This is a genomic window from Paenibacillus sp. FSL P4-0338 (assembly GCF_038002365.1).
Classification (GTDB): domain Bacteria; phylum Bacillota; class Bacilli; order Paenibacillales; family Paenibacillaceae; genus Paenibacillus_AQ.
Window position 1 is genome coordinate 4,751,420 of the sequence record NZ_JBBOCG010000001.1, and the last position, 21,370, is coordinate 4,772,789.

Genomic DNA, 21,370 nt, shown 5'->3' on the forward strand with positions numbered 1-21,370 from the left:
TATGCTGTTTTTCGCATACATTCAGGCCATATGCCGCTGTACCAGCCGATTGTAATCGGTTGTAGGCATACCTTCAGGCTTCAGTCACATTCAGCAACCCATAGTTGAACTTCCTCAGAAGAAAATCATAATTTCCTAAAAACAAAAAAAACGGTACCGTGTCCCAAAAGGACGGTACCGTTTTTCATTCTGCTTGTCCGCTTACAGAAGCGGAGACATCAGCCGGGCTGCGGATTCCAGCAGCCGCTCCAGCAGTCTTTTCTCCATGAAGGTCTCATGGACAATCTGCCGCGTGGACTGCAGGTCACGCTCGAAGTCTGCGACAATGCGCGAGACACTCTCGGTCTGCAGCAGCAGCGCGTTCACCTCGAAATTAAGATGGAAGCTGCGCATATCCATATTGGCCGTTCCGATCGTAGCAATCTCCCCGTCGGCAATCAGCAGCTTGGAGTGGATGAAGCCCTTCTCATATTCGTAGATCTTCACACCGGACTCCAGCAGCGCCGGGAAGTAGGAATGGGAGGCCAGGAACGGAATCCATTTATCCGGCTTGGCCGGGAACAGCAGGCGGACATCCAGCCCCGACATCGCCGCTACACGCAGCGCAGTCAGTATATCCTCATCGGGAATGAAGTAGGGACTGGCGATCCAGACGGATTTTTCCGCGGTAGTTATCATGGAGAAAAAAATATTCTTGAGCGCACGCCGCTCATTATCCGGGCCGCTGGCAATAATCTGCACCGCCCCGTCTCCGGTAGTGAAGCGAAGCTGGGGGGAGAGGTAATCCTGTTCCAGGATTTTCTCACCGGTGGTGTGCATCCAGTCCTGCAGAAAGATTATCTGCATCGTCCGCACCGCTTCGCCTCTCAGCAGCATATGCGTGTCCCGCCAGAACCCGTAGGTCTTGCTGCGGCTCAAGTACTCGTCCCCGACATTCAGCCCGCCCATGAAGCCGACATCGCCGTCGATGACTACGATCTTGCGGTGATTGCGGTAATTCACCCTGCTGGAGAAAAAGGATGTGGAGTTGCCGTAAGCAGCCACCTGCACCCCCGCATCACTGAGCTCCTTAAGAAAGGCTCTGGAGAGCTGAATGCTCCCGACCGCGTCATACATGAACCGGACCGCCACGCCCGCTCGGGCTTTCTCAATCAGAATCTGCTGAATGCGCGTGCCGATATGATCTGCCCGAAAAATATAGTATTCCATATGGATATGATGCTGCGCCTGCCGCAGCTCCAGCAGCAGCGTCCCGAAGGTCTCTTCACCGTTCGTTAAGATGCGCGTCTCCGAGCTGAACGAAATCGGCGTCCGGCCCAGTCTCTGGGACAGACCCAGCAGCTTCTGCCGTGCAGGGCTGAACACTGACCAGTCCTGGTGCATCCGCAGTGCGTCATTCTCAATCCGTTCATAGGCCATGAGATCGCGCTGAGCTTTTTTGTCATACTTGCGCCGTTTGAACACATTCTGTCCGAACAGGAAGTAGAACACCAGTCCCAACCCCGGAATCAGCGCCAGCAGCAGAATCCAGGATACGGTGGTAGAAGGATTACGGTTCTCCATGAATATACCGAGTCCGATAGAGATGACCGTCAATGTAGAAAAAATACTGATAATGGTTCCGGCTGTGCTGCCGAAAATCCCAAATCCAAAATAATAGAACGCCAGCATAGCCGCTATGATGACCATAGCCTGCAGTCCTCTTCTCATATGTACCCTACCTTCTCATTCCGCCGATTATCACCAAAATGACACATTTATATCTTACATGAAGAATCCATTTCTTCCTACTGAAACCTGCAAATTTGTATTGCTGCAGGATATATAATATAATCTCCCTGACCAATCAGTCAAATACAGAACTGTCTAGTCAGAACGGGGGCTTATATCGCCTTGACCGCTAAAAGTATCACCAAAAAAGAACAAATCATCAAGACCGCCATACAGTTGTTCGCTGTAAAAGGCTCCTCCTCCACCTCCATGCAGGAGATTGCCGAATTATGCGGGATCTCCAAAGGAAGTCTATATCTGATCTTCAAATCCAAAGAGGAGCTGGAGCGCAGTTTATACATCTACTGCTTCCGGATGATTCATGATCCGTTGCAGCAGGAGGAGCAGGCAGCAGGCAGAGAGCCCCGGGAGAAGCTGCGCAACCAGCTCGAAATACTGCTCAGTCATGTGTACGAGCTGCGTGAATTCCTGCAGCGCCAATTCCAGGAGGTAGCCGGCAGAGGTATGGCCGAGATTCCCGATTGGGTGAAGCAGAACAACGCCGCCCTGCTGCGCTGGTTCCAGCAGAAGCTGGAGCTCATGTACGGGCCAGAGATTCTGCCCTATGCAGGCGAGCTGTGCGTACTCAGCCACGGTATGATCAGCTCCAGCATCAAGCTGCTGTTCGGGCGCGAGACTGTTGTCTCCATCCCTGAGCTGGCTGACCGGCTGGTGGACTGGCTGGACATTATGGCCGCCGGCCTGCTTGCAGGGCAGCCCGCCCCTCTGATCTCTTCCGCAGTCCTGGCCGGATGGGCCGAGGGGCAAGGAGAAGGACCGCGCCAGAGCCCGCTTCAGCTGATCAAGGCAATGAAGCTCCTGCTCAGTGAAGCGGACGGAATCAGCCCTGAGCATGCCGAAGACGGCCTGGAGTCCCTAGGCATTCTGGAGAGCGAAGTCCTCACCACCCGGCCCCGGAAAGCGATCATCCAAGGGATGATTGCCAATCTTGAGGGGTACGCCGGGCTATCCGGTGAGCTAAGTCAATTGAAGAAAGAATTCACACCCTATATGCACACTTCCTGCGGACTTCATTAAGGACAGAAGCGGCACGCCTGTAAAATCAAGAATAATTGTACTGGAGGTTCCCTTTACTGATGAAAAGCTTAATTAATTTCTCGCTCCGCAACAAATTTGCCGTCTGGCTGCTGACGATCATTATTGTCTTCGCCGGTCTGTACAGCGGAATGACCATGAAGCAGGAGACCCTGCCTAACATTAGTATCCCTTATCTCAGCATTACTACTATTTATCCCGGAGCCGCACCCGAAGGTGTCGTGAACGACGTCAGTAAGCCGCTGGAGCAGAAGCTCCGCAATGTGGACGGGGTCAAGATGCTGACCTCCACCTCTCTTGAGAATGCCTCCAGTGTCACCATTGAATTCAACTATGGCACCAACCTGGACAATGCGACAGCAGCAGTTCACGAAGCGCTGAACGAGGTGAAGCTGCCGGATGAGGTGCAAAAGCCGCAAATCTCGCGCTTCAGCCTCAGCTCGCTGCCAGTCATCTCTCTCAGTATCTCTGATGAGAGCTCCGGTGATCTGGAGGAGCTGACCCGGGTTGCCGAGAATGATATCCGCCCGGCGCTGGAGGATATTGAAGGCGTCGCCTCTGTGCAGATTGCCGGACAATATGTCAAAGAAGTCTCCCTGAAGTTCAATCAGGAGAAGCTGAAGCAATACGGACTGACCGAGGATACGATCAAAGGCATCATCCAGGCCTCCTCCCTGCGGGTGCCGCTCGGATTGTTCGAGATGGACAAAGCACAGAAGGCTGTTGTCGTGGACGGCAACATCACTACGGTGGAGGACTTGCAGAATGTCAGCATTCCGCTGGTTCCCTCTGCCGCAGGCGCTGCCGGAGCAGGAGCTGCGGGGGCCGGGGCCGCTGGCGGCGCAGCTTCAGGCGGTGCTGCGGCTGGCAATAACGGCGCGGGCGCGGGGGCCATGACCGGTCTGCCGACCGTGAAGCTGAGCGAGCTTGCCGCTATTGAAGTAGTCGGCAAATCAGAATCGATCTCCCGTACCAACGGTAAAGAATCCATCGGGATTCAGATTGTGAAGGCCAATGATGCCAACACCGTTGATGTCGTGAACGGGGTCAAGGACAAGACCGAAGAACTGAAGAAACAATACAAGTCGATGGATCTCACCGTGCTGCTGGATCAAGGCAAGCCGATTGAGGATTCCGTGAACACGATGCTGTCCAAGGCCGCCTTCGGCGCCCTGTTCGCCGTGCTCATCATCCTGCTGTTCCTGCGCAATATCCGTTCTACCATTATTTCCATTATCTCGATTCCGTTATCACTGCTGATTGCGATATTATGCCTGCGGCAGATGGATATTACACTGAATATGATGACGCTCGGCGCCATGACCGTGGCCATCGGGCGGGTAGTCGATGACTCCATCGTCGTCATTGAGAACATCTTCCGGCGGCTTACGCTGTCCGGCGAGAAGCTGCGCGGCAGAGAGCTGATCAGCGCGGCTACCCGTGAGATGTTTGTACCGATTATGTCCTCAACCATTGTGACGATTGCCGTCTTCCTGCCGCTCGCTTTTGTCAGCGGGATGGTCGGTGAGCTATTCCTGCCGTTTGCCCTCACTATGGTATTCGCGCTGCTGGCTTCACTGGTGGTCGCCATTACCCTGGTGCCTGCGCTGGCCCACACCCTGTTCCGTAACGGGCTGAAGAAGGGGACAAAGAGCCACGAAGACAAGCCCGGCGCATTGGCGGGCGGGTATGTCCGGATTCTGGACTGGTGTCTCTCCCATAAGCTGATTACCTTGGGTGTTGCTGTCCTGCTGCTGGCAGGCAGTCTGTTCCTGATTAAGCCAATCGGCGTCAGCTTCCTGCCTTCCCAGGAAGAGAAGAATGTTACGTTAACCTTCTCCCCGAAGGCCGGTCAGACGCTGGAGGATGTGAAGGCGCAGGGCCTGAAGGCGGAGAAGTTCATTCTGGCCCAGAAGCATCTGGACAAAATGCAATATTCCATCGGCGGCAGCGGCCCGTTCGGAATGGGCTCAGGCAATTCAGGCTTGTTCTATGTCACATATGACAGCAATACACCTGATTTTGATACCGTGAAGGAGAAGTTAATTGAAGGCTTAAGCCAAGAGGTGCCGGATGGCGTGTGGGGCGATCTGTCCGGCATGGCCGGAGGCGGGCTCGGGGGCAGCACTCTCACTGTCAATATCTACGGCGATACGCTGGAGCAGCTCAAACCGGTAGCCGATGAAATTGCCGGGATCGTTAAGGCAGACACCAAGAACTTCGAAGATGGGAAGACCAGTCTCTCTGAAGCCTATGATCAATATACCATCGTGGCGGATCAGGCCAAGCTTAGCTCTCTGGGTCTTACAGCCGGACAGCTTGCGATGAAGCTGAGCCCTGCCGGAACCCGGCCTGTACTGACTGAGGTAGAGCTGGACGGCAAGAATTACAAGGTCTACATTGAGACGGACAAGGATTCCTACAGCAGTATTGAAGAAATGAAGGCCGCTACGCTCACTTCGCCGCTGGGCCTTACCGTCCCGATTGGCGAGGTGGCAAGCATTGAACAGGGCCAGTCCCCGGATTCCATTACCCGTGAAGACGGCAAAATGAAAGTCGAGGTTACCGCCGACATTATCTCCAGTGACATTAATAGTGCGGCAAGTGCTGTGCAGGACAAAATAGACGCTCTTGATCTCCCGGACGGCGTGACCATTACCTTCGGCGGAGTCACCGAGCAGATTAATGAGACCTTTGGGCAGCTTGGCATCGCCATGCTGGCGGCTATTGCGATTGTATACTTCGTGCTCGTAGTCACCTTCGGCGGCGGTCTGGCACCGTTCGCCATCCTGTTCTCCCTGCCGTTCACAGTCATCGGCGCTCTTGTCGCCCTGCTCCTGGCTGGCGAGACCTTGAACGTCTCGGCACTAATGGGCGCACTGATGCTGATCGGAATCGTGGTCACCAATGCGATTGTCTTAATTGACCGCGTCATCCATAAGGAGCAAGAGGGGATGTCTACCCGCAAGGCGCTGCTTGAAGCTGGCGCTACGCGTCTTCGCCCGATTCTCATGACTGCGCTCGCGACCATTGGAGCTCTGCTGCCACTGGTTACCGGCCTTGAGAACAGCGCCGGAATCATCTCCAAGGGACTTGGCGTAACCGTCATCGGCGGTCTGGTCAGTTCCACGCTGCTGACCCTGGTCGTTGTACCGGTGGTGTATGAGTTCCTGATGAAGTTTCGGAGCAAGAAAACTTACGAATAAATAGGGGATGAACTTCAGTTTCAGTTATATGGGGTGAACGTAAGAACATAGCGTAAAGCTCAGACGTCACTACGGTGGATATTTGGACTTCCGGCCGCTGTTGTCTCCAGATTTCTTGATGGTACCGCTTGTTGCGGTAGAAATCCGGAGACAAAGGCGGACGCTACCGCTCCTAAAGTTCCAAAATCCTCCTCCGATCCTGCACGCTTTTTGTATTTTCTCCAAATCACAACCTAATAAATTGAAAGCTTAAGTTGAAGATCCCCCGAGCAGAAAAAGGCGCCCTTCCGATTGATGGAAGGGCGCCTTATTGATTGAGTATGGTTGCTTATTAAGCCATGGCTGCTGCGCTGCTCTCCAGCGAAGCCTTCCAGGCACGCAGCATGTGCAGATCCTGCGGCAGGAATTCCTCCAGCATATGGCTGAGCCCCAGATAGAGCGGGCTGTCGGTTGCAGCGTTCATTCTTTCACAGAATTGTGGAGTCCACTTCAGCAGATGCTCTTCGAGGAACTTCTCCTGAATCTCCAGAAGCTCCATCGCACTGCGGATTGAGAAGCTGTTGTACAGCATCCGCTCATGCATCACCGCCATGAATTCCAGTTCAATGGCAATATGGTCGTCAGCTTCGCCGCTGCACTTCTTGAAGACAATGCCCGCCGATGCGTACACATCCGACAGCACGTTGCAGAATTCTTCCTCACGCCCCAGCTGAGCCGCTTCACGGGCTACGAAGGAGCTTACGGCGCGTTCGTTCATCAGACGTTTGTATTCAAGCTTCTCTTTCTCACAGATGGCCGGGAGCATGGATGGCTCCTGGCTGCACAGGTAACGCTTCAACTCACGGCCGCCTTCGGTCATCTCCGCAGCAACACTCATCTCACGGTTACGGCTCCACTGGGCAACCAGGGAGAGAGACGGTTTTCTTCCATAGAAGTCCACCAGAAGCTGATATATTAATCCCCGGCTCTCCAGCCAGCGGCTGCAAGCCTCCGGCACAACAAGCGATGGAACAGTTGGTATAGTCATTTTGCAAATCCTCCCTACTTAGTTTGCCGGATGCCCAGGGTATCCTAAGGGATTGCCGCCTAGTCTTCCGGTATCATAGCTGTGCTTCGCAAAAGTAAAAGTATCTAAAGTTTGAATCTTCCGCACCTAAATTATATCGAATATGTTAAACGCTTTCGGTGAGCATTCTATGACCATTCCCGGTAATTGTCGCACTTTTGTCATAATTAGGATGCTCCTTTACCTTTCTGTCCCCTATGCTTTAGGTTGTCTGCTTGTGCATTGACGCGGCGGGATGCTTTCTTTAAAATTTAAACTAAAATCAACAGGTGAAGGAGCAACGTTATGGAGCCGCTAACTGATCCTTTTGGACGCGTACATGATTACCTCCGTATCTCGGTTACAGACCGCTGCAACCTGCGCTGTATCTATTGTATGCCCGCCGAAGGAATGCAATTCCAGCCGCAGGACGAGATTATGAGCTACGAGGAGATTGCCGCTGTGGTGGAGGCGCTTGCGCCACTGGGCTTACGGAAGGTCCGGCTGACCGGGGGCGAACCGCTGGTCCGCAAGGATCTGGAGAAGCTGGTCTCCATGATCGCCGCCATACCCGGCATCGAAGATATATCATTGACTACGAATGGACTGATGCTTCCAGCCAAAGCGTCTGTCCTGAAGCAGGCCGGACTGTCACGTGTGAACATCAGCCTGGATTCGCTGCGGCCGGAGCGCTTCTCGATGATTACCCGGGGCGGCGATGTCGCCAAGGTGTTGAAGGGAATTGAAGCCGCAGAAGCTGCGGGCTTGTCCCCGATTAAGCTGAATGTCGTGCTGATGAAGGGAATCAACGATGATGAGATTAAGGACTTCATTGCCTTGACTCTGAACAGTCCGCTGAATGTGCGCTTCATTGAATATATGCCGATCGGCAGCGCCAGCGATGCCTGGCGGCAGACCTATCTGCCGCTGGAGACTGTAGTGGAGGCCTGCAAGGAAGCGGGCTGGACCACCGAGGAGGCTGACATGCCTTCCGGGAACGGACCTTCGCAGAATAGGCGTGTCACCGGTGCAAAAGGGACCTTCGGGCTGATCCACCCGGTCAGCGAGCATTTCTGCGACAATTGCAACCGGCTGCGCCTGACCGCCGACGGCAACATCAAAGCCTGCCTGTACTGGCAAGACGAATATAATGTGCGCCCACTGATCAGCGACCCCGCTGCCGTGCAGGCCCTGTTCCGCCAGGCGCTCGGCAACAAGCCTCATAACCACGAAATGGCGCTGGCCCTAGAGCACAAAACTCAGAGTCACACGCCAACCGCCCGCCGCATGTCGCAGATTGGGGGGTAGGACGCCGGTAGTTAAGGATGGGAGCTTGCTAGAATAATGTGAGCATTAGGCTTTAATCCTCACGAAGTAGACGATTGGAAATAGCCTGCTGAACGTACCAATCTTTTAGAAAGAGGATACGTTTATGCTAGACTTGGCACAAACTTAAACAAAAAGATGGGCTACCGAATTGAAGGTTTTATCCTACCTTCAATCAGTAGCCCAAATATTATTATGCTAACAATTAAAGTTTCCAGCCTCCGAAGGACCCATGCATTTTACTTTATCCTTGATTAACTGATAACCATAATAAGGAATAAGGATGTTGTACAAGTCACTAGCAGTAGCATCATAGTCAACTGAAAATAGATAGCCGTTCTCGTTGGTTGTCCAGCTGCTACAGCTTGGTTTACAGCAGTCGCTCCATCTGTATGTGCTTGTTCCATCGTACTGAATCAAAACTTTCGTCAATACAGTAGCTTAGAGTCCTATTCTATAGGTCTCATTGATCGTGCTGAAGCTTCAAATCGTTCTTCGAAGAAAGGCCTCTAGAATCCATTTACCCGTATTCTCATCGTTAAGTCTAACTGTTTTTTTACCTTCCGCTTTATTATGAAGCTCATTCTTATTCTCCTCCACTTCAAACTTATCCAAGTAGTCATCTGGTCCAGCGCCAATCGATGGAGTTTTTTTTAGCCCAACCTTTTCAGCTGCTGCCATAATATCTTTCTTCTGGTGATAGGTATACGTCAATTTGGTGAGTATGTCCTTATTTACAACACCAACGAGTTCTTTTTCCATTTCGGTAATGGCTGGAGCAGTGAAAGAAGTTGAGAAACCGAAATTGAATCTTTAGACTTGTTGCTACACCCTCCTACTACCATGAATTTTAAACAGTCACCAATAAAATTAGTCTTGTTTTCACAGAGAAAGTTATTTGCATTGACGAAATATACATTTAAGACTACTATAGGAAAATAAAGAAAAATAATAGAATAATAAGGAAATTTAAATGGTGGAATGGAATGATAATAAGTGAAGTACCATTAAGCTTACTAAGAAACTATTAATGGGTGCCTAGTTCCGACACCTCAATTAATATTTTGAAAATGCTGTACTAAAGCAGAAAGGAGGGCAAATTGGGTACTGATGGTTACAACATAGAACTAAAATGAAACTTGTATGATGTTTGTATACCAGCAACTGCGAAAAAAATCGTCAGGTTTGTTTTAAAAAATCAAAAAATGAAGGTGCGGACAATTTTATGTTTAAAAAATTATTAGCATTAGCACTATCGGCAATTATGGTTTTGGGTATAGGTACAACGGCTTTCGCATCAGATGTTCCAAATGTTGACTTTAATTTATCCGTGTCCGAAGTAGCAGGAATCCGCACTTCTGTGACGAGCGACGAAACGTCACAATATATCGTCGTTTACGATTCTATTCAGAATACAATGCAGGTATCAATCAAAGACTTGGAAACAGGTTCGATTGTTGAAGGCGAAACTATAGAAGCCAAAGCACTTCAGTCATCACAAAGTGCTAGATCAACTATCCATCAGGACACATTTTCGAATTATGAATATGATGTCTACACCGGCAGTCCAAATGAGTGGAGATTAGAAAGACCAAAGGGTAGTGGGCAAGGTTATTTTATGACATATGAAAATAGCTCCAACACCACCCAGTTGAACAGTTTTTTCGATAAAGTAAATATCCTCAATGATAAAGAATGGACGGCAGTCTCGCTTTATGGGGTTTCATTGATCTCTGCTGTTGGAGCAGGTTTTGCATCAGCTTTAGCCCTTGCATCAGGAGGTACACTTACACCAGCTGCTATTGCTGCTGTTGTTGCCGCAACGGGAGCTACTGGCGCAACAGCTATTGTGATGACGGCAATTGGCACGCAATGCAATGTTTGTGAACTTGCTTATTGGAACGCACTAAACTCAACCAACAATACTCACTATTAAACAATATCATGGTAGAAACTTACGTTAGAATAGTTTTAGTTACATTAATATCTTTAGTTGTTGTATACTACGCATATCTACTGGCACAAGCAAGGGCTATATTAAAAAAAGCCCATAGGGACTCCACAGATGAAAGTATGGAACGCATCGTACTTCTTAAGCAAAAGCTCGTTCCAACGGTATGTTATTTACTGTGCATGGTTGCCGCCGGAGTGCTCTATCTCGTAGGAATTAATATCGGAATCATGTTGTGTGTGCTCATAATCTTAAACGTTATTGTTGCTTTCGTTGGCGACAAAAGGATTTTATCAAAAGCAGAAATCAAGAAGAAATAAGTTTGGCTTTTTCGTGACGCAAACAGTGGCACAAAGCAAGACGAAACGGAAGTGTGGACGTTGGTATTACTACACAAGATTGTAATTGTAGATTTGCGCTTTACCATAACCAATTTTGGATGTGTGAAAAAAAGTCTCTAGGCTATAAGCTGCTCCCGGTACCCAACCGGAGGTAGCTTATTTAACTTTTGTTGCCTTCGATGCTTATTGTCAAAGTGGATATATTCTTCAATTCTTCTTTGTATTTCATCTATATTTTAGATATCACAAAGGCAGAGTCCTTCCACATTGAGATGCGAAAAGAAGCTCTCTCAGTGAGTCATGCTGATATGGGCGCCAACCTTTGGCTGAATGTATGGTATGGATGAGGAGCGTATTCGGTCCTATTTATCCATCATAGGCTAGACCAATTGCGGAAAGTTCTCATAAAGGTCTCAATAATATTTCATTTTTGGAAAACGGCCGAGATTCCAGAAGGATTCTCAGCCGTTGTACAAGGATTGCCTATGTGTATACTTCAGCACGACTTCGGAATATCCGAAATCGCAATTTCGAAATCGACGGATATCGTCCCCCGGATCACTTGTTGCTCACTGTCTAATTTGGCAGATAAGTCTACGCTTTGCATGATTACATCGTCGCCTTTGTACCGCTTGCGGGATAGATAGTAGGTCGCCAGCTCGCTGCAGAATTGGGTGTAGTTTTTTTCATGAATGAACTTGTTGTGCTCACCAAAGATACTGTAAACCTTCCGGTAAGGAATGTAGTCCGCAAATCTCTGTATCACATGATCCACGTCCCACTTATACTGATTAGCCAATTGAACGATCTTGAACAGCGCCATAAAAATCTCGTTCTCACAGGTGGAGATATACTCTATATATTCTTCCAGCACCTCAATCTGCCCATCCATTAAGCGGTAAAGGTACGTATTAGCCGTTCCCCATTCTATATATTGAGCCTTAATACGTCTTGCTTCTTCGTCATCTTCCCGTATCCAGCTATGATCCAAGTACTGAGGTACCATATCCAGTGCGGTTTTATAGTCGCCCAGCTCTTCATAAACACAGGATCTCATAAGCTGAGCATATAAAATATATGTATAGAGTGGCTTTTTATAAAATTGATTACTGCTATGCTTACGATGCACTTGTCCGTGGAGTTCATACTGAACAGTGGCTACTCTTAGCAGTTCTTCTACAGACTGAGATACTTTGTCCCACGCCTGAAGCCCGCTGTATAAATTAGCTAACTGCTTCAGCGCATCCAACTGATGGACTTCGTCCAGCTTATCGACATAATTCTCTAATAAAGTAGCAGCGATTAGATTTCCCTGTGGATCATCGCCAAGATTAATCAGGAAGAGTCGATACTGGCAGAGCGCCAATCGTTCGGAATGCTGATATTTCTCGCTGGCTCCCACATTGTCATAGATTAATGCAGCGGCCTGCCAGTTCTTCTGCTCAAACAACTCCTCGGCAACCTCGAACAGCAGCGGTGCATACAGCAGATTATCCAGTAAATTCTGCACCACCCGCTCAATACAATCCAGACGCGATAACGCCGCACATTGCAGCAGGAACGGCCGTAAACGCCGCCAAGTCGGTGTCGAATCATATAAACATTCATCCACATACTGACTGTAAAAGTAATCCTCCGGCAGCCCCATCCCGCTGGTTACGCGGGTTAGGTGGTTCATCGCCAAGGCCTGTTGGCCTTTCATCACCCGGCTGAGTGTGCCGGAATGAATTCCGCTGGCAATCGCAAACTGATTAATAGACAATTTATGTTTTGTGAGATACGCCGCTATCTCGTCCCGGATTTTGACTGTATGCTCCACTGCATTTACCACCTTTTTTATACACGTATCCGTTGGATTTTATATTTGAATTAACAGTATTTTCTAGATCAATGCTTAAGCGGGCGGCCGTTTATTCGTCCGGTAGGCATTATCGTATGTATTGAGTAGCTCATCCAGCACTACAGATTGCCGCAAAACCTCCGGATGATTCAAACCGCCATATTGAATATGTAATTTATGAAGCTTACTTCTAGCTTGCTCTATACGAATTCTAACGATTGCTGGACTATGCATGGGAATCCCGCCTCCTTATGCAACATTATAGATTTTTATGTAAAACTACAAAATATTGGACTGATTGCATTATCTGTTAAAGTGAATATATTGACAAAGTTCGGCGTGATAAGAGTTGTCCATAAAAAAGACGCCCCCGCATTAGCGGAAGACGCCTAAGGTGATACTGTATAATTGCAGCCACTTATTCAGCCGCCTGAACCATGTCCCATTACTTGAATCATTTGTTGTTGTACAGGTTTGCCCACTATCTGTGCTACAGGCACAGTAATTAGTAGAGCAATGCTACACGAGGCTAGCAATAATAGGAGTTTTCTTTTCACTTGCATCCCGCACCTCTCTTATTAAGATTTTGTATTGCATCTGCTCATCTTCTCCAGCAATATGCCTATTCTGCTCGAATAAGTCAACACATTTGAAGATGAAGCTCTCATTGTTAAGCTTAGCAGATGATTCCAAAGCTTCTAGGATATATCTTATTCCTTCACTGCGCTTATTCCGCAAACAATAGACTCCCAATTCTACAAGAAATCTGGTATGCTGATCCGCTTTAATCTGCTGATTGTACACTCCGAACTCAGTGAGATGTATCCTATAGGGCATGTAACTAGAGAAACGTTCTAAAATAGAATCCACATTCCAATTGTACAGGTTTGCAGATTTGACGATATAGAATAAGGCTACGAAAATCTCCCCTTGTTGAGTGGAAATATAGTTAACATAATCAGCTAACACCTCTATTTGTCCATCGAGTAAGCGATACAGATAAGTATTAGCCTTGCCCCATTCCTGAAACTGCGCTACAGTCCTCTTCGCTTCCTCACTTACTTCATGTATCCAATTCACGTCCAAATATAGAGGCACAAGGTCAAGAGCCGCTTTGTAATCCCCACATTCTCCGTATGCATTTGAACGCATTAGATGGGCATACAATATATAGAAGCAAAGAGGTCTTTCTCCGCTTTTCACTGCGTCTTTATTTCTCGAATGACAATAAAGATCATACCGGATTGTAGCAATCCGTAGTAGCTCAAGAGCAAGCTCATTTACTTTACTCCATAATTGCAATGAGAAGTAGACATCCATTAAATTCCTCAACGCATCCAACTGATCCGCCTCATCCAAGCGCGGGATGTAGCTCTCGAACAGGGTAGCTGCGCGCAGGTTCGTGCTCTGGTCATCACCCAGGGCAATCAGGAACAGGCGGTATTGGCAAGTGGCCAGGCGTTCGGAATACTGGTATTTCTCGCTGGCGCTTACATTCTCATAGAGCAGTGCCGCCGCCGGCCAGTGGCCCTGTTGGAACAAGCCTTCCGCTACTTCATACAGCATGGGAACATAGGTCAGATTATCCAGCAGGTTCTCCACCAGAAGCCCGATACAATCCGTTCGCCCCAGTTCCGCACACTTCACAATGAACGGGCGAAGCCGCCGCCAGGTCGGTGCCGAATAATAGAAGCATTCTTCCACGTACAAGCTGTAAAAAAAATCCTCGCCAAGCCCCATTCCTGCAGTGATTGACTCCAGATGGCTCATGGCAATGGGCTGATGGCCATTAATAATCCGGCTCAGTGTCCCGGAATTAATACCGGAGCTTATGGCGAACTGATTAATGGACAGCCCATGCTGGGTTAGATAATCTGCAAGCTGGTCTCGAATCATGACTGCAGGCTTCAAAGCAACACCACCTCCCACATTCCATAATTTAGAACTTTATGTTTATATCTGTATGTTAGAGGATGGGATTTCAACCGTCAATAGAATAGAGTCAAATAAAACAACTATATCGCGAAAGTGTGAAGAATTCGAAACAGTTTGGCAACGGGCTGGCCGAACCTTACGATAAGGGGAGAGTTTATGAGAAAAATAAGCATCATTTCAATTTCAATGATAATATTACTTGTTTTCATATATGTCTTAGTCAGACCAAATCCTGAGATTGTTAGCGTCAGTCTTATTTCCGAAACAGCGGAAATTACTTACACTGATAACGATAGTATTCGAATATTCAGCGATGCTATAAGAACTGTGAAAAAAGTACGCGGGGCTGTTGATGTGGGTCCCCCCACATATCGAATGAATGTTACTTACGCGGATAGCGAAGTTGTGAAATTCAGCCTTTATTTAGATTATAAAATCAAAAGTGGATTTTTGATTAATGATAGTAATAGCGAAAAAATGTTGAAATTAAAAGAAAGCAGTTCTAAAGAATTAACAGATCTATTGAGTAAAGACTAATTTAAGAGAAATCACTTAGCCATACAACAGGCCCCACAACTGGACTCCCATGTAGACGGCGATCGCCCAGATCAGCAGGGCGGAAACGGTATTCAGCCCCTTCATGACCTTGCCAGAAGCAGCCAGCCTGCCGAGCTGGCGGCCCGCTGCAGCAAGACCGAGGAACCAGAGCCAGGAGACGGCCACTGTCGCCGCCGCGAAGGTCCAGCGCACCGCCCCTTCGTATTGCAGCGAGCTGGTCCCGATCACGCCCACCGTATCCAGAAGGGCATGAGGGTTCAGGAGGGACACAGACAGCGCATAGAGGATCTGTCCCTTCGCTGATAGCCGGCCCGACTCATCCTTCGCTGGAGCAGAGCGCCAGATTCTCCAGCCCATGAAGGTGAGGAACAGAATGCCTGCCCCATATATAACAGGCGTCACCCAGCGTAGCGATAAAATGACCAAGGAGACTCCGCCGACTGCGGCAGCGATAAACAGTGTGTCGCACACCGCTGCCGTCAGTACGACAGGCAGCACACTGCGGAATCTGGCATGCTGCGCCCCTTGATTGAAGACGAATATATTCTGCACGCCCAGCGGCAGAATCAGCCCGAAGGCCAGGATCATTCCATGTAGAATGGCCTGTACCATTTCTTTTCCCCCTCTTATCTTCCTTTTAGTGCTTCCAGGGTAAACCAGCTTCACAGGCTTCCTCCAGCTAAGCCTACTGATCGTACTCTGTTATAACAGCTGTCGTAACCATCCAAGTTCTTCGACATATACCAACCAAGACGAATGAAAGGGGAGGAATCATGGTAGACTGGAAGAAAGAAGGAACGAGAACGAGAGAACGAAATGAGGGATAATGTTAGTCAGTAGCGGCTGTGAGGGGGGACAACCGTTCGGTAGCCTGCCCTCGCAGTGGATAATGTGTTCGGTTTTTCGCATACATTAGAACCGATTACTTGCGCAGAGAGCAGTATGTTCGGTTTTTCCCTTTTGCACAATAATTCGTCCGGAAGGAGCCTGCTCTTGACACATGCACAAAGGCCCAACCATACAACAATAGACATAAGCACGCCCGGCCCATCCGTACATACGGAGGATTCTCGGCCCGCAGCTACTGGATCACAGCAAGCTGGTGCCCGCTCCGGCCTGCCGGACACCTGGAAGCCGGACCCGGCTTCTCCGCTGCCGCTTCACGGCCAGATCTCAGCTCACTTCCTGGCCAAGATCAGCACCGGGGCCTGGCCTCCCGGGATGCGTCTGGCCCCGCAGCGGGAGCTCAGCCGCCAGCTCGGAGTGAACCGCAGTACGGTGGTCACCGCACTGGGCCAGCTGACCGCGCTGGGCCTGATCGAAGGCAGGCGCGGCGGCGGAACGATAGTTACAGGCGTGCGTTCAACGCTCCCGGCTTCCGGCGGTTCCGCCGGACAGTCCGGAGAAGCCGGGGAAGCGGAGCCCTCTGAGCGGCAACGCTCAGGCAACTGGAACGATTATGTGGAGGAGGGAATTCATTATCCCAACCTGCCCACCATTCAGGACATTAACCGGCTCGAATATAAGCCGGGCCTGATCCGCCTTGGCACGGGTGAGCCAGCGCCCGGGCTGCTGCCTGGAGCAGCGATGAATGAGGTGCTGGCCGGACTGGCGCAGCGGATTCTTCCTCCGCTCTCCTATGAAGAGCCGCTCGGTAATCCGGCGCTGCGGACAGCGGTCAGCCGGTTACTGGCCCGGAGCGGCATTACCGCTGGACCGGACTCCATTCTGATTACCTCCGGCGCACTCCAGGGGCTTCAGCTCATTGCCCTCGGGCTGCTGCCGCGCGGTACGTCTATTCTGCTGGAGAAGCCGTCTTATCTGTATTCGATTCATGCCTTTCAGTCTGCGGGTGTGAAATTCAGCGGCCTGCCTATGGATGAGCGTGGTCTGATCCCGGACCAGCTTGCAGCCGAGGCGGTCCGCAGTAAGGCCGCGATGCTCTACAGTATCCCTTCTTTTCACAATCCAACCGGAATCCTGATGGATGCCGGACGCCGCCGGGAGCTGATGGAGGTCACAGGCAGACTCGGGCTGCCCATCCTGGAGGATGGGGCCTACCAGGAATTATGGCTGGACGTCCCCCCTCCGCCGCCGCTGAAGGCACTGGATTATGAGGGGCGGGTCCTGCATCTGGGCACCCTGTCCAAGGCTGTCAGCCCCGGGCTGCGCATCGGCTGGATTGCCGGACCGGAGCCGGTCGTCCGGCGGCTGGCCGACATCAAGATGCAGAGCGATTACGGCGCAAGCTCCCTGTCTCAGCTGGCGGCCGCAAGCTGGCTTACGGGCGGCTATCATGAAGAGCACCTGCAGGTACTGCGCAGCAGACTCCGCGCGCGCCGCAGCCATATGCTTGAGCTGCTGCAGCTCCATTGCACCGGACTGGCAACCTGGAATGTTCCGTCAGGAGGCTTCTATATCTGGCTGTCTCTCCACCAGGCGGTCCCTCCGCGCAAGCTGTTCACCGCAGCGCTGCGCGCCGGACTGCTGCTGAATACAGGCGATCTGTATGACCGCAGCGACGTCCGGCATCTCAGACTGTCCTATGCTTATGCCTCGGCGGCTGAACTAGAGCAGGGCATCCCCCTGCTGGCTGAGTTAATCCGGCAGGGACTTTGATTGCAGACAGCACACACACGGATTCTAACGATACGGTGCGCAAATAGCCCCTAACCCTGACAACATCATTTGTGTGTCATGGTTAGGGGCTACACTGTTTGTACTCCTAGCCGTTGAAAGCCCGAACTGGGTTGCCGGGGCGGACCCTCCGCATCAACGGCAGGTTCATCTGCTCTGCTGCGGCAGACGCACGATGAAGGCCGTCCCCTCTCCGGGACGGCTCGTTACGTGTACGCTGCCTTCGTGGAGCTCTACGATCTTCTTCACGAGCGGGAGGCCCAGCCCGCTTCCGCTTCCGCTGCTGACGCTTCTGGACTTATCCGCCTTATAGAAGCGTTCGAAGATCCGCTCCAGCTCCTCTTCGGTCATACCGATCCCGCTGTCCCTAACCTCCACCTCCACCCACTCCCCCATGCTGCGCACGATGACGGTGATGCGTCCGCCCTGCGGAGTGAACTTGATACTGTTATGCAGCAGGTTGGTCCATACCTGGCTCAGCAGATCCTGTACCGCGCTCACGGTGGTCTCCTGAAGCTCGGCCTCCACTTCAATCTCCTTGCCCAGCCACTGCGGCTCTGCGGCCAGGATCATCGCCTGCACTTGCTTATCCAGCCTATAAGGCTTGCGCTCGAACGGGAAGCTCTCCGCCTCCAGCACGGACAGCTTCAGCAGATTGTCGCTCAGGCCGGACAGACGGCGGCTCTCCGCTTCAATAATATCCAGGTAATGCTTGCGGATGTCCGGACTGAGGTTCTCCTCTTGCAGCGCGGCAGCGAACCCGCGGATCGAGGTCAGTGGCGACTGGATCTCATGGGAGACGCTTGCGATGAAGTCCTGCCGCATCAGCTCCATCCGGCTCAGCTCGCTCGCCATTTCATTAATTCCTTCCACAATCCCTCCGAACTGCCGGTACTGGCCGCTGTTCTCCAGTTCAATCTTGAAATCGCCCTGCGAGATCTGCCGCATGGCCGTAAGGATCGGCCTATAGAAATTCTGATCCTCGCCGCGTGTAGCGAAGGCAATAATCGCCCCGCTGACGAAAAAGATGATAATCTGCATAGCCATAACAAACAGGTGATACCCGTATTCAGAGAAGGACCAGCCGAAATGACGGACCAGCAGTCTTGATCCGAAATAGCTCCCGTTCCAGGAGATATAGAGCATAATCAACATTCCGGCTATAGGTCCAACTATACCGATTTTCTCCCATATCTTCATGATTCTACGCTTCATGCCTATCCCTCCAGCCGGTAGCCAAGCCCCCGGATCGTACGAATGGAGAATCCGAATCGCTCCTGCGGGAACCGCTCGCGCAGACGGCCCACATGTACATCCAGCGTCCGCTCATTGCCTTCATAATCATAGCCCCAAATCTCTTCAATGAGCCGGTCGCGGGTCAGCGTCTGCCCCCGGTAACTGGCCAGCTTGAAGAGCAGCTCGAATTCCTTCAGCGGCAGCGTGAACTCGCCATGCTCGGACAGCACTTCGTAGGTTGTGCGGTTCATCCGCAGACTGCCTACGGTAACACTCTGGGCGGCGGAAATCTGGTAACGCTTCAGCAGTGCCTTGACCCTGGCGATCAGCACCGGCGGCTCGAACGGCTTGACCAGATAGTCGTCTGTGCCCAGCTCGAAGCCTTTGACAATCTGCGAGGTCTCCCCTTTGGCCGTCAGCATTAGTATCGGAAAATCATACTGCTTACGCAGCTCCCGGCACAGCTCCCAGCCGTCCATATTCGGCATCATGATATCAATGATGGCCATATCCGCCGTGCTCTCTTCGAGCAGCCGCAGCGCCTCCAGTCCGTCAGAAGCGCTCAGCACCTCGGCCATCCCTTCAGCTCTCAGGAACACTCCCACCAATTCGCGGATATGCGGATCGTCGTCCACTACCAGTATTTTGACCATAGTCTGTAGAACCCTCCTCTATCTCTTGGCTCAGAAGCTCGGGTGTGTTCAGCTGCAGCTGCTGCTCGGCGAATTCACGGTACAGCTCATGGTCCCTCAGCAGCTCCTCATGCGTACCTTTGCCGGTAATCCGGCCCTTTTCCATGAAAATAATCTGATCCGCGTTCACCACCGTAGCTAATCTGTGGGCGATTACAATCGTGGTCCGGCCCTGCATCAGATTGCCCAGCGCCTTCTGCACTACGGCCTCCGACTGACTGTCGAGGCTTGAGGTTGCCTCATCCAGCATGAGTATCTTCGGATCGCGCAGCAGCGCTCTGGCGATGGCAATCCGCTGCCGCTGTCCGCCGGACAGCTTCACCCCACGCTCACCGACATCCGTGTTGTACCCGTCCGGCAGCTCTTCAATGAAGCCGTCAGCGTAGGCCATGGCCGCAGCCCGCTTCAGCTCCTCCTTGCTGATCTCGCGGTCCAGCCCGTATCCGAGATTCTCGGCAATGGTACCGGCCAGCAGCGGACTTTCCTGTGAGACATAACCGATTCGCTTCCGCCAGGATTTCAGGGAGAACACAGACGCCGGTTTGCCGTCCAGCCGGATGACTCCGCTCTGCGGCTCATAGAACCGTTCCAGCAGCGAGAATAAGGTTGTTTTACCGCCGCCGCTCGGGCCGACAATGGCAGTCACCTGCCCTGGCTGCATAGTAAAGCTTACCTTGCTGAGCACCTTCTCCCCCGTCTTGTATCCGAAGCTGAGGTCTTCCACCGCAATCGGCCCCTCTGTGCCCTCAGCCTCTTCCACACCTTCATACACCTCTTCCTCTGCTGCAAGGGTCTCAATGATCCGCTCGGAGGCCCCCTTGGCCTTCTGGAGCTGGGTGAAGAATTGCGTCAGCTGTGTCAGTGGCATAATAATCTGAATCAGATACAGAATAAAGGCGACCAGTTCACCGGCGGTGAGCGCCCCTGAGGATACCTGCATCCCGCCATAGCCGATAATAACCACCAGCAGCATCATGAAGACGAAGGAGATCAGCGGGCTGATCAGGGCGCTGATCTTGCCCTCACGAATCCCGAAGCCCAGCAGGTTCATAATCCCTTGCCGTCCGGCTTCATACTCCTTCTGCTCCGCTCCCGAGGATTTCACCAGCCGGATCTCGGACAATACGCCGCTGAGCACAGCGGTGAAGGAGGCCGTCTCGTCTTGCGTTCCCTTGGAGATCTTGTACATCTGCCGTCCCAGCGGCACCAGAATCAGCGCCGACAGCGGAAGCACCGTGAACAGCACCAGCGTCATTTTCCAGTTCAGATAGAACAGCACCAGGACAGAGCCGACAATGGAGATGAGGCCGGTGAACAGACTGGCCAGATGCTCCGAGATCAGTGTCTTGAGAATTCCTGTATCATTAGTCATCCGGCTAACGCTCTCGCCTGTCCGGTTCTCATTATAGTAGGATACGGGCAGCACCAGAAATTTGCGCCACAGCCTGTCACGCAGCCCGGCCACGACTTTTTGCCCGACGGCATTCAAGAGGTAAATCGAGACTCCGCCGGCCACGGTCTGCGCAATGAACGCTCCGGCGATGGCTGCAATCTGCAGCTTGCTGACCGAAGCCAGCGAGAAGCCGTCCACCAGATTCTTCGTGAACATGGGAATCACCAGACCGACAAGGGTCGAAATGATACTGAGGCCAAGGGCCAGCGCCAGCAGCAGATAAGATGGCTTGGTTTCGTGCAGCAGCTTCAGGAAGGGCTTCATGGCCGCGCCCTGCTTCTGCGGTGCTTGCTTGTTTTTCATAAGAACTCCCCTTTTCCGGCA

Annotated in this window: 17 protein-coding genes; 6 read left to right on the top strand and 11 right to left on the bottom strand. The window is 51.5% G+C overall.

What is annotated here, in order from left to right:
• Window positions 1-201: 201 nt before the first annotated feature.
• Window positions 202-1,710 carry a cardiolipin synthase gene (gene cls / locus MKZ07_RS20880; RefSeq protein ID WP_036690378.1) on the bottom strand — a complete coding sequence of 503 codons (1,509 nt, stop codon included), beginning with the start codon at window positions 1,708-1,710 and terminating at the stop codon, window positions 202-204.
• A 183-nt stretch (window positions 1,711-1,893) separates the two neighbouring features.
• On the opposite strand from cls, the gene MKZ07_RS20885 reads away from it, so the two are divergent.
• Together MKZ07_RS20885 and MKZ07_RS20890 are read left to right on the top strand one after the other, a co-directional pair.
• The gene (locus tag MKZ07_RS20885) at window positions 1,894-2,808 is read left to right on the top strand and encodes a TetR/AcrR family transcriptional regulator (RefSeq protein WP_051493121.1); all 915 of its coding nucleotides are present in this window, start codon (window positions 1,894-1,896) and stop codon (window positions 2,806-2,808) included.
• A gap of 59 nt (window positions 2,809-2,867) precedes the next feature.
• Window positions 2,868-6,032: an efflux RND transporter permease subunit gene (locus MKZ07_RS20890; RefSeq protein WP_341027384.1), complete on the top strand. Its 3,165-nt coding sequence runs from the start codon at window positions 2,868-2,870 to the stop codon at window positions 6,030-6,032.
• Window positions 6,033-6,363: 331 nt separating this feature from the next.
• On the opposite strand, the gene MKZ07_RS20895 is transcribed toward MKZ07_RS20890, so the two are convergent.
• Window positions 6,364-7,059: a TorD/DmsD family molecular chaperone gene (locus MKZ07_RS20895; RefSeq protein ID WP_036690381.1), complete on the bottom strand. Its 696-nt coding sequence runs from the start codon at window positions 7,057-7,059 to the stop codon at window positions 6,364-6,366.
• 324 nt (window positions 7,060-7,383) lie between these two features.
• Here MKZ07_RS20895 and moaA point away from each other — a divergent pair, with 324 nt between their 5' ends.
• The gene (gene moaA / locus MKZ07_RS20900) at window positions 7,384-8,385 is read left to right on the top strand and encodes a GTP 3',8-cyclase MoaA (protein WP_036690382.1); all 1,002 of its coding nucleotides are present in this window, start codon (window positions 7,384-7,386) and stop codon (window positions 8,383-8,385) included.
• Between the two features lie 501 nt (window positions 8,386-8,886).
• Here moaA and MKZ07_RS20905 read toward each other — a convergent pair.
• Window positions 8,887-9,084, bottom strand: coding sequence for a hypothetical protein (locus MKZ07_RS20905; protein WP_036690383.1), 198 nt, complete (start codon window positions 9,082-9,084; stop codon window positions 8,887-8,889).
• Window positions 9,085-9,628: 544 nt separating this feature from the next.
• Between MKZ07_RS20905 and MKZ07_RS20910 the strand changes: the two genes are divergently transcribed.
• A complete protein-coding gene (locus MKZ07_RS20910; RefSeq protein WP_341027386.1) occupies window positions 9,629-10,339 on the top strand; it encodes a geobacillin-26 family protein in 711 nt (236 codons plus the stop codon).
• 472 nt (window positions 10,340-10,811) lie between these two features.
• Here the strand turns inward: MKZ07_RS20910 and MKZ07_RS33635 are convergent, their stop codons facing one another.
• The 4 genes from MKZ07_RS33635 to MKZ07_RS20925 form a co-directional block, all read right to left on the bottom strand.
• Window positions 10,812-10,928, bottom strand: a complete 117-nt coding sequence (locus tag MKZ07_RS33635; RefSeq protein WP_084648771.1) for an IS3 family transposase — start codon at window positions 10,926-10,928, stop codon at window positions 10,812-10,814.
• A 263-nt stretch (window positions 10,929-11,191) separates the two neighbouring features.
• Window positions 11,192-12,514: a helix-turn-helix domain-containing protein gene (locus MKZ07_RS20915; RefSeq protein ID WP_051493122.1), complete on the bottom strand. Its 1,323-nt coding sequence runs from the start codon at window positions 12,512-12,514 to the stop codon at window positions 11,192-11,194.
• A 75-nt stretch (window positions 12,515-12,589) separates the two neighbouring features.
• The gene (locus MKZ07_RS20920) at window positions 12,590-12,769 is read right to left on the bottom strand and encodes an aspartyl-phosphate phosphatase Spo0E family protein (RefSeq protein ID WP_036690386.1); all 180 of its coding nucleotides are present in this window, start codon (window positions 12,767-12,769) and stop codon (window positions 12,590-12,592) included.
• A gap of 285 nt (window positions 12,770-13,054) precedes the next feature.
• The gene (locus MKZ07_RS20925) at window positions 13,055-14,446 is read right to left on the bottom strand and encodes a helix-turn-helix domain-containing protein (RefSeq protein ID WP_305954395.1); all 1,392 of its coding nucleotides are present in this window, start codon (window positions 14,444-14,446) and stop codon (window positions 13,055-13,057) included.
• 180 nt (window positions 14,447-14,626) lie between these two features.
• On the opposite strand from MKZ07_RS20925, the gene MKZ07_RS20930 reads away from it, so the two are divergent.
• Window positions 14,627-15,007 carry a hypothetical protein gene (locus MKZ07_RS20930; RefSeq protein ID WP_036690387.1) on the top strand — a complete coding sequence of 127 codons (381 nt, stop codon included), beginning with the start codon at window positions 14,627-14,629 and terminating at the stop codon, window positions 15,005-15,007.
• A 15-nt stretch (window positions 15,008-15,022) separates the two neighbouring features.
• Here MKZ07_RS20930 and MKZ07_RS20935 read toward each other — a convergent pair whose 3' ends face one another.
• Window positions 15,023-15,640 carry a LysE/ArgO family amino acid transporter gene (locus MKZ07_RS20935; protein ID WP_036690389.1) on the bottom strand — a complete coding sequence of 206 codons (618 nt, stop codon included), beginning with the start codon at window positions 15,638-15,640 and terminating at the stop codon, window positions 15,023-15,025.
• Window positions 15,641-16,144: 504 nt separating this feature from the next.
• Between MKZ07_RS20935 and MKZ07_RS20940 the strand changes: the two genes are divergently transcribed.
• Window positions 16,145-17,647: an aminotransferase-like domain-containing protein gene (locus MKZ07_RS20940; RefSeq protein WP_036690428.1), complete on the top strand. Its 1,503-nt coding sequence runs from the start codon at window positions 16,145-16,147 to the stop codon at window positions 17,645-17,647.
• Between the two features lie 165 nt (window positions 17,648-17,812).
• On the opposite strand, the gene MKZ07_RS20945 is transcribed toward MKZ07_RS20940, so the two are convergent.
• From MKZ07_RS20945 to MKZ07_RS20955, 3 genes are read right to left on the bottom strand one after another with little or no spacing between them, the layout of a single operon-like run.
• Window positions 17,813-18,880 carry a sensor histidine kinase gene (locus tag MKZ07_RS20945; protein WP_036690390.1) on the bottom strand — a complete coding sequence of 356 codons (1,068 nt, stop codon included), beginning with the start codon at window positions 18,878-18,880 and terminating at the stop codon, window positions 17,813-17,815.
• Window positions 18,881-18,882: 2 nt separating this feature from the next.
• Entirely contained in the window at window positions 18,883-19,554 is a 672-nt protein-coding gene (locus tag MKZ07_RS20950) for a response regulator transcription factor (protein WP_036690391.1), read from the bottom strand.
• Window positions 19,484-21,349, bottom strand: a complete 1,866-nt coding sequence (locus MKZ07_RS20955; protein ID WP_341027391.1) for an ABC transporter ATP-binding protein — start codon at window positions 21,347-21,349, stop codon at window positions 19,484-19,486. Before MKZ07_RS20955 ends, MKZ07_RS20950 begins: the two co-directional genes overlap by 71 nt.
• Window positions 21,350-21,370 lie beyond the last annotated feature (21 nt).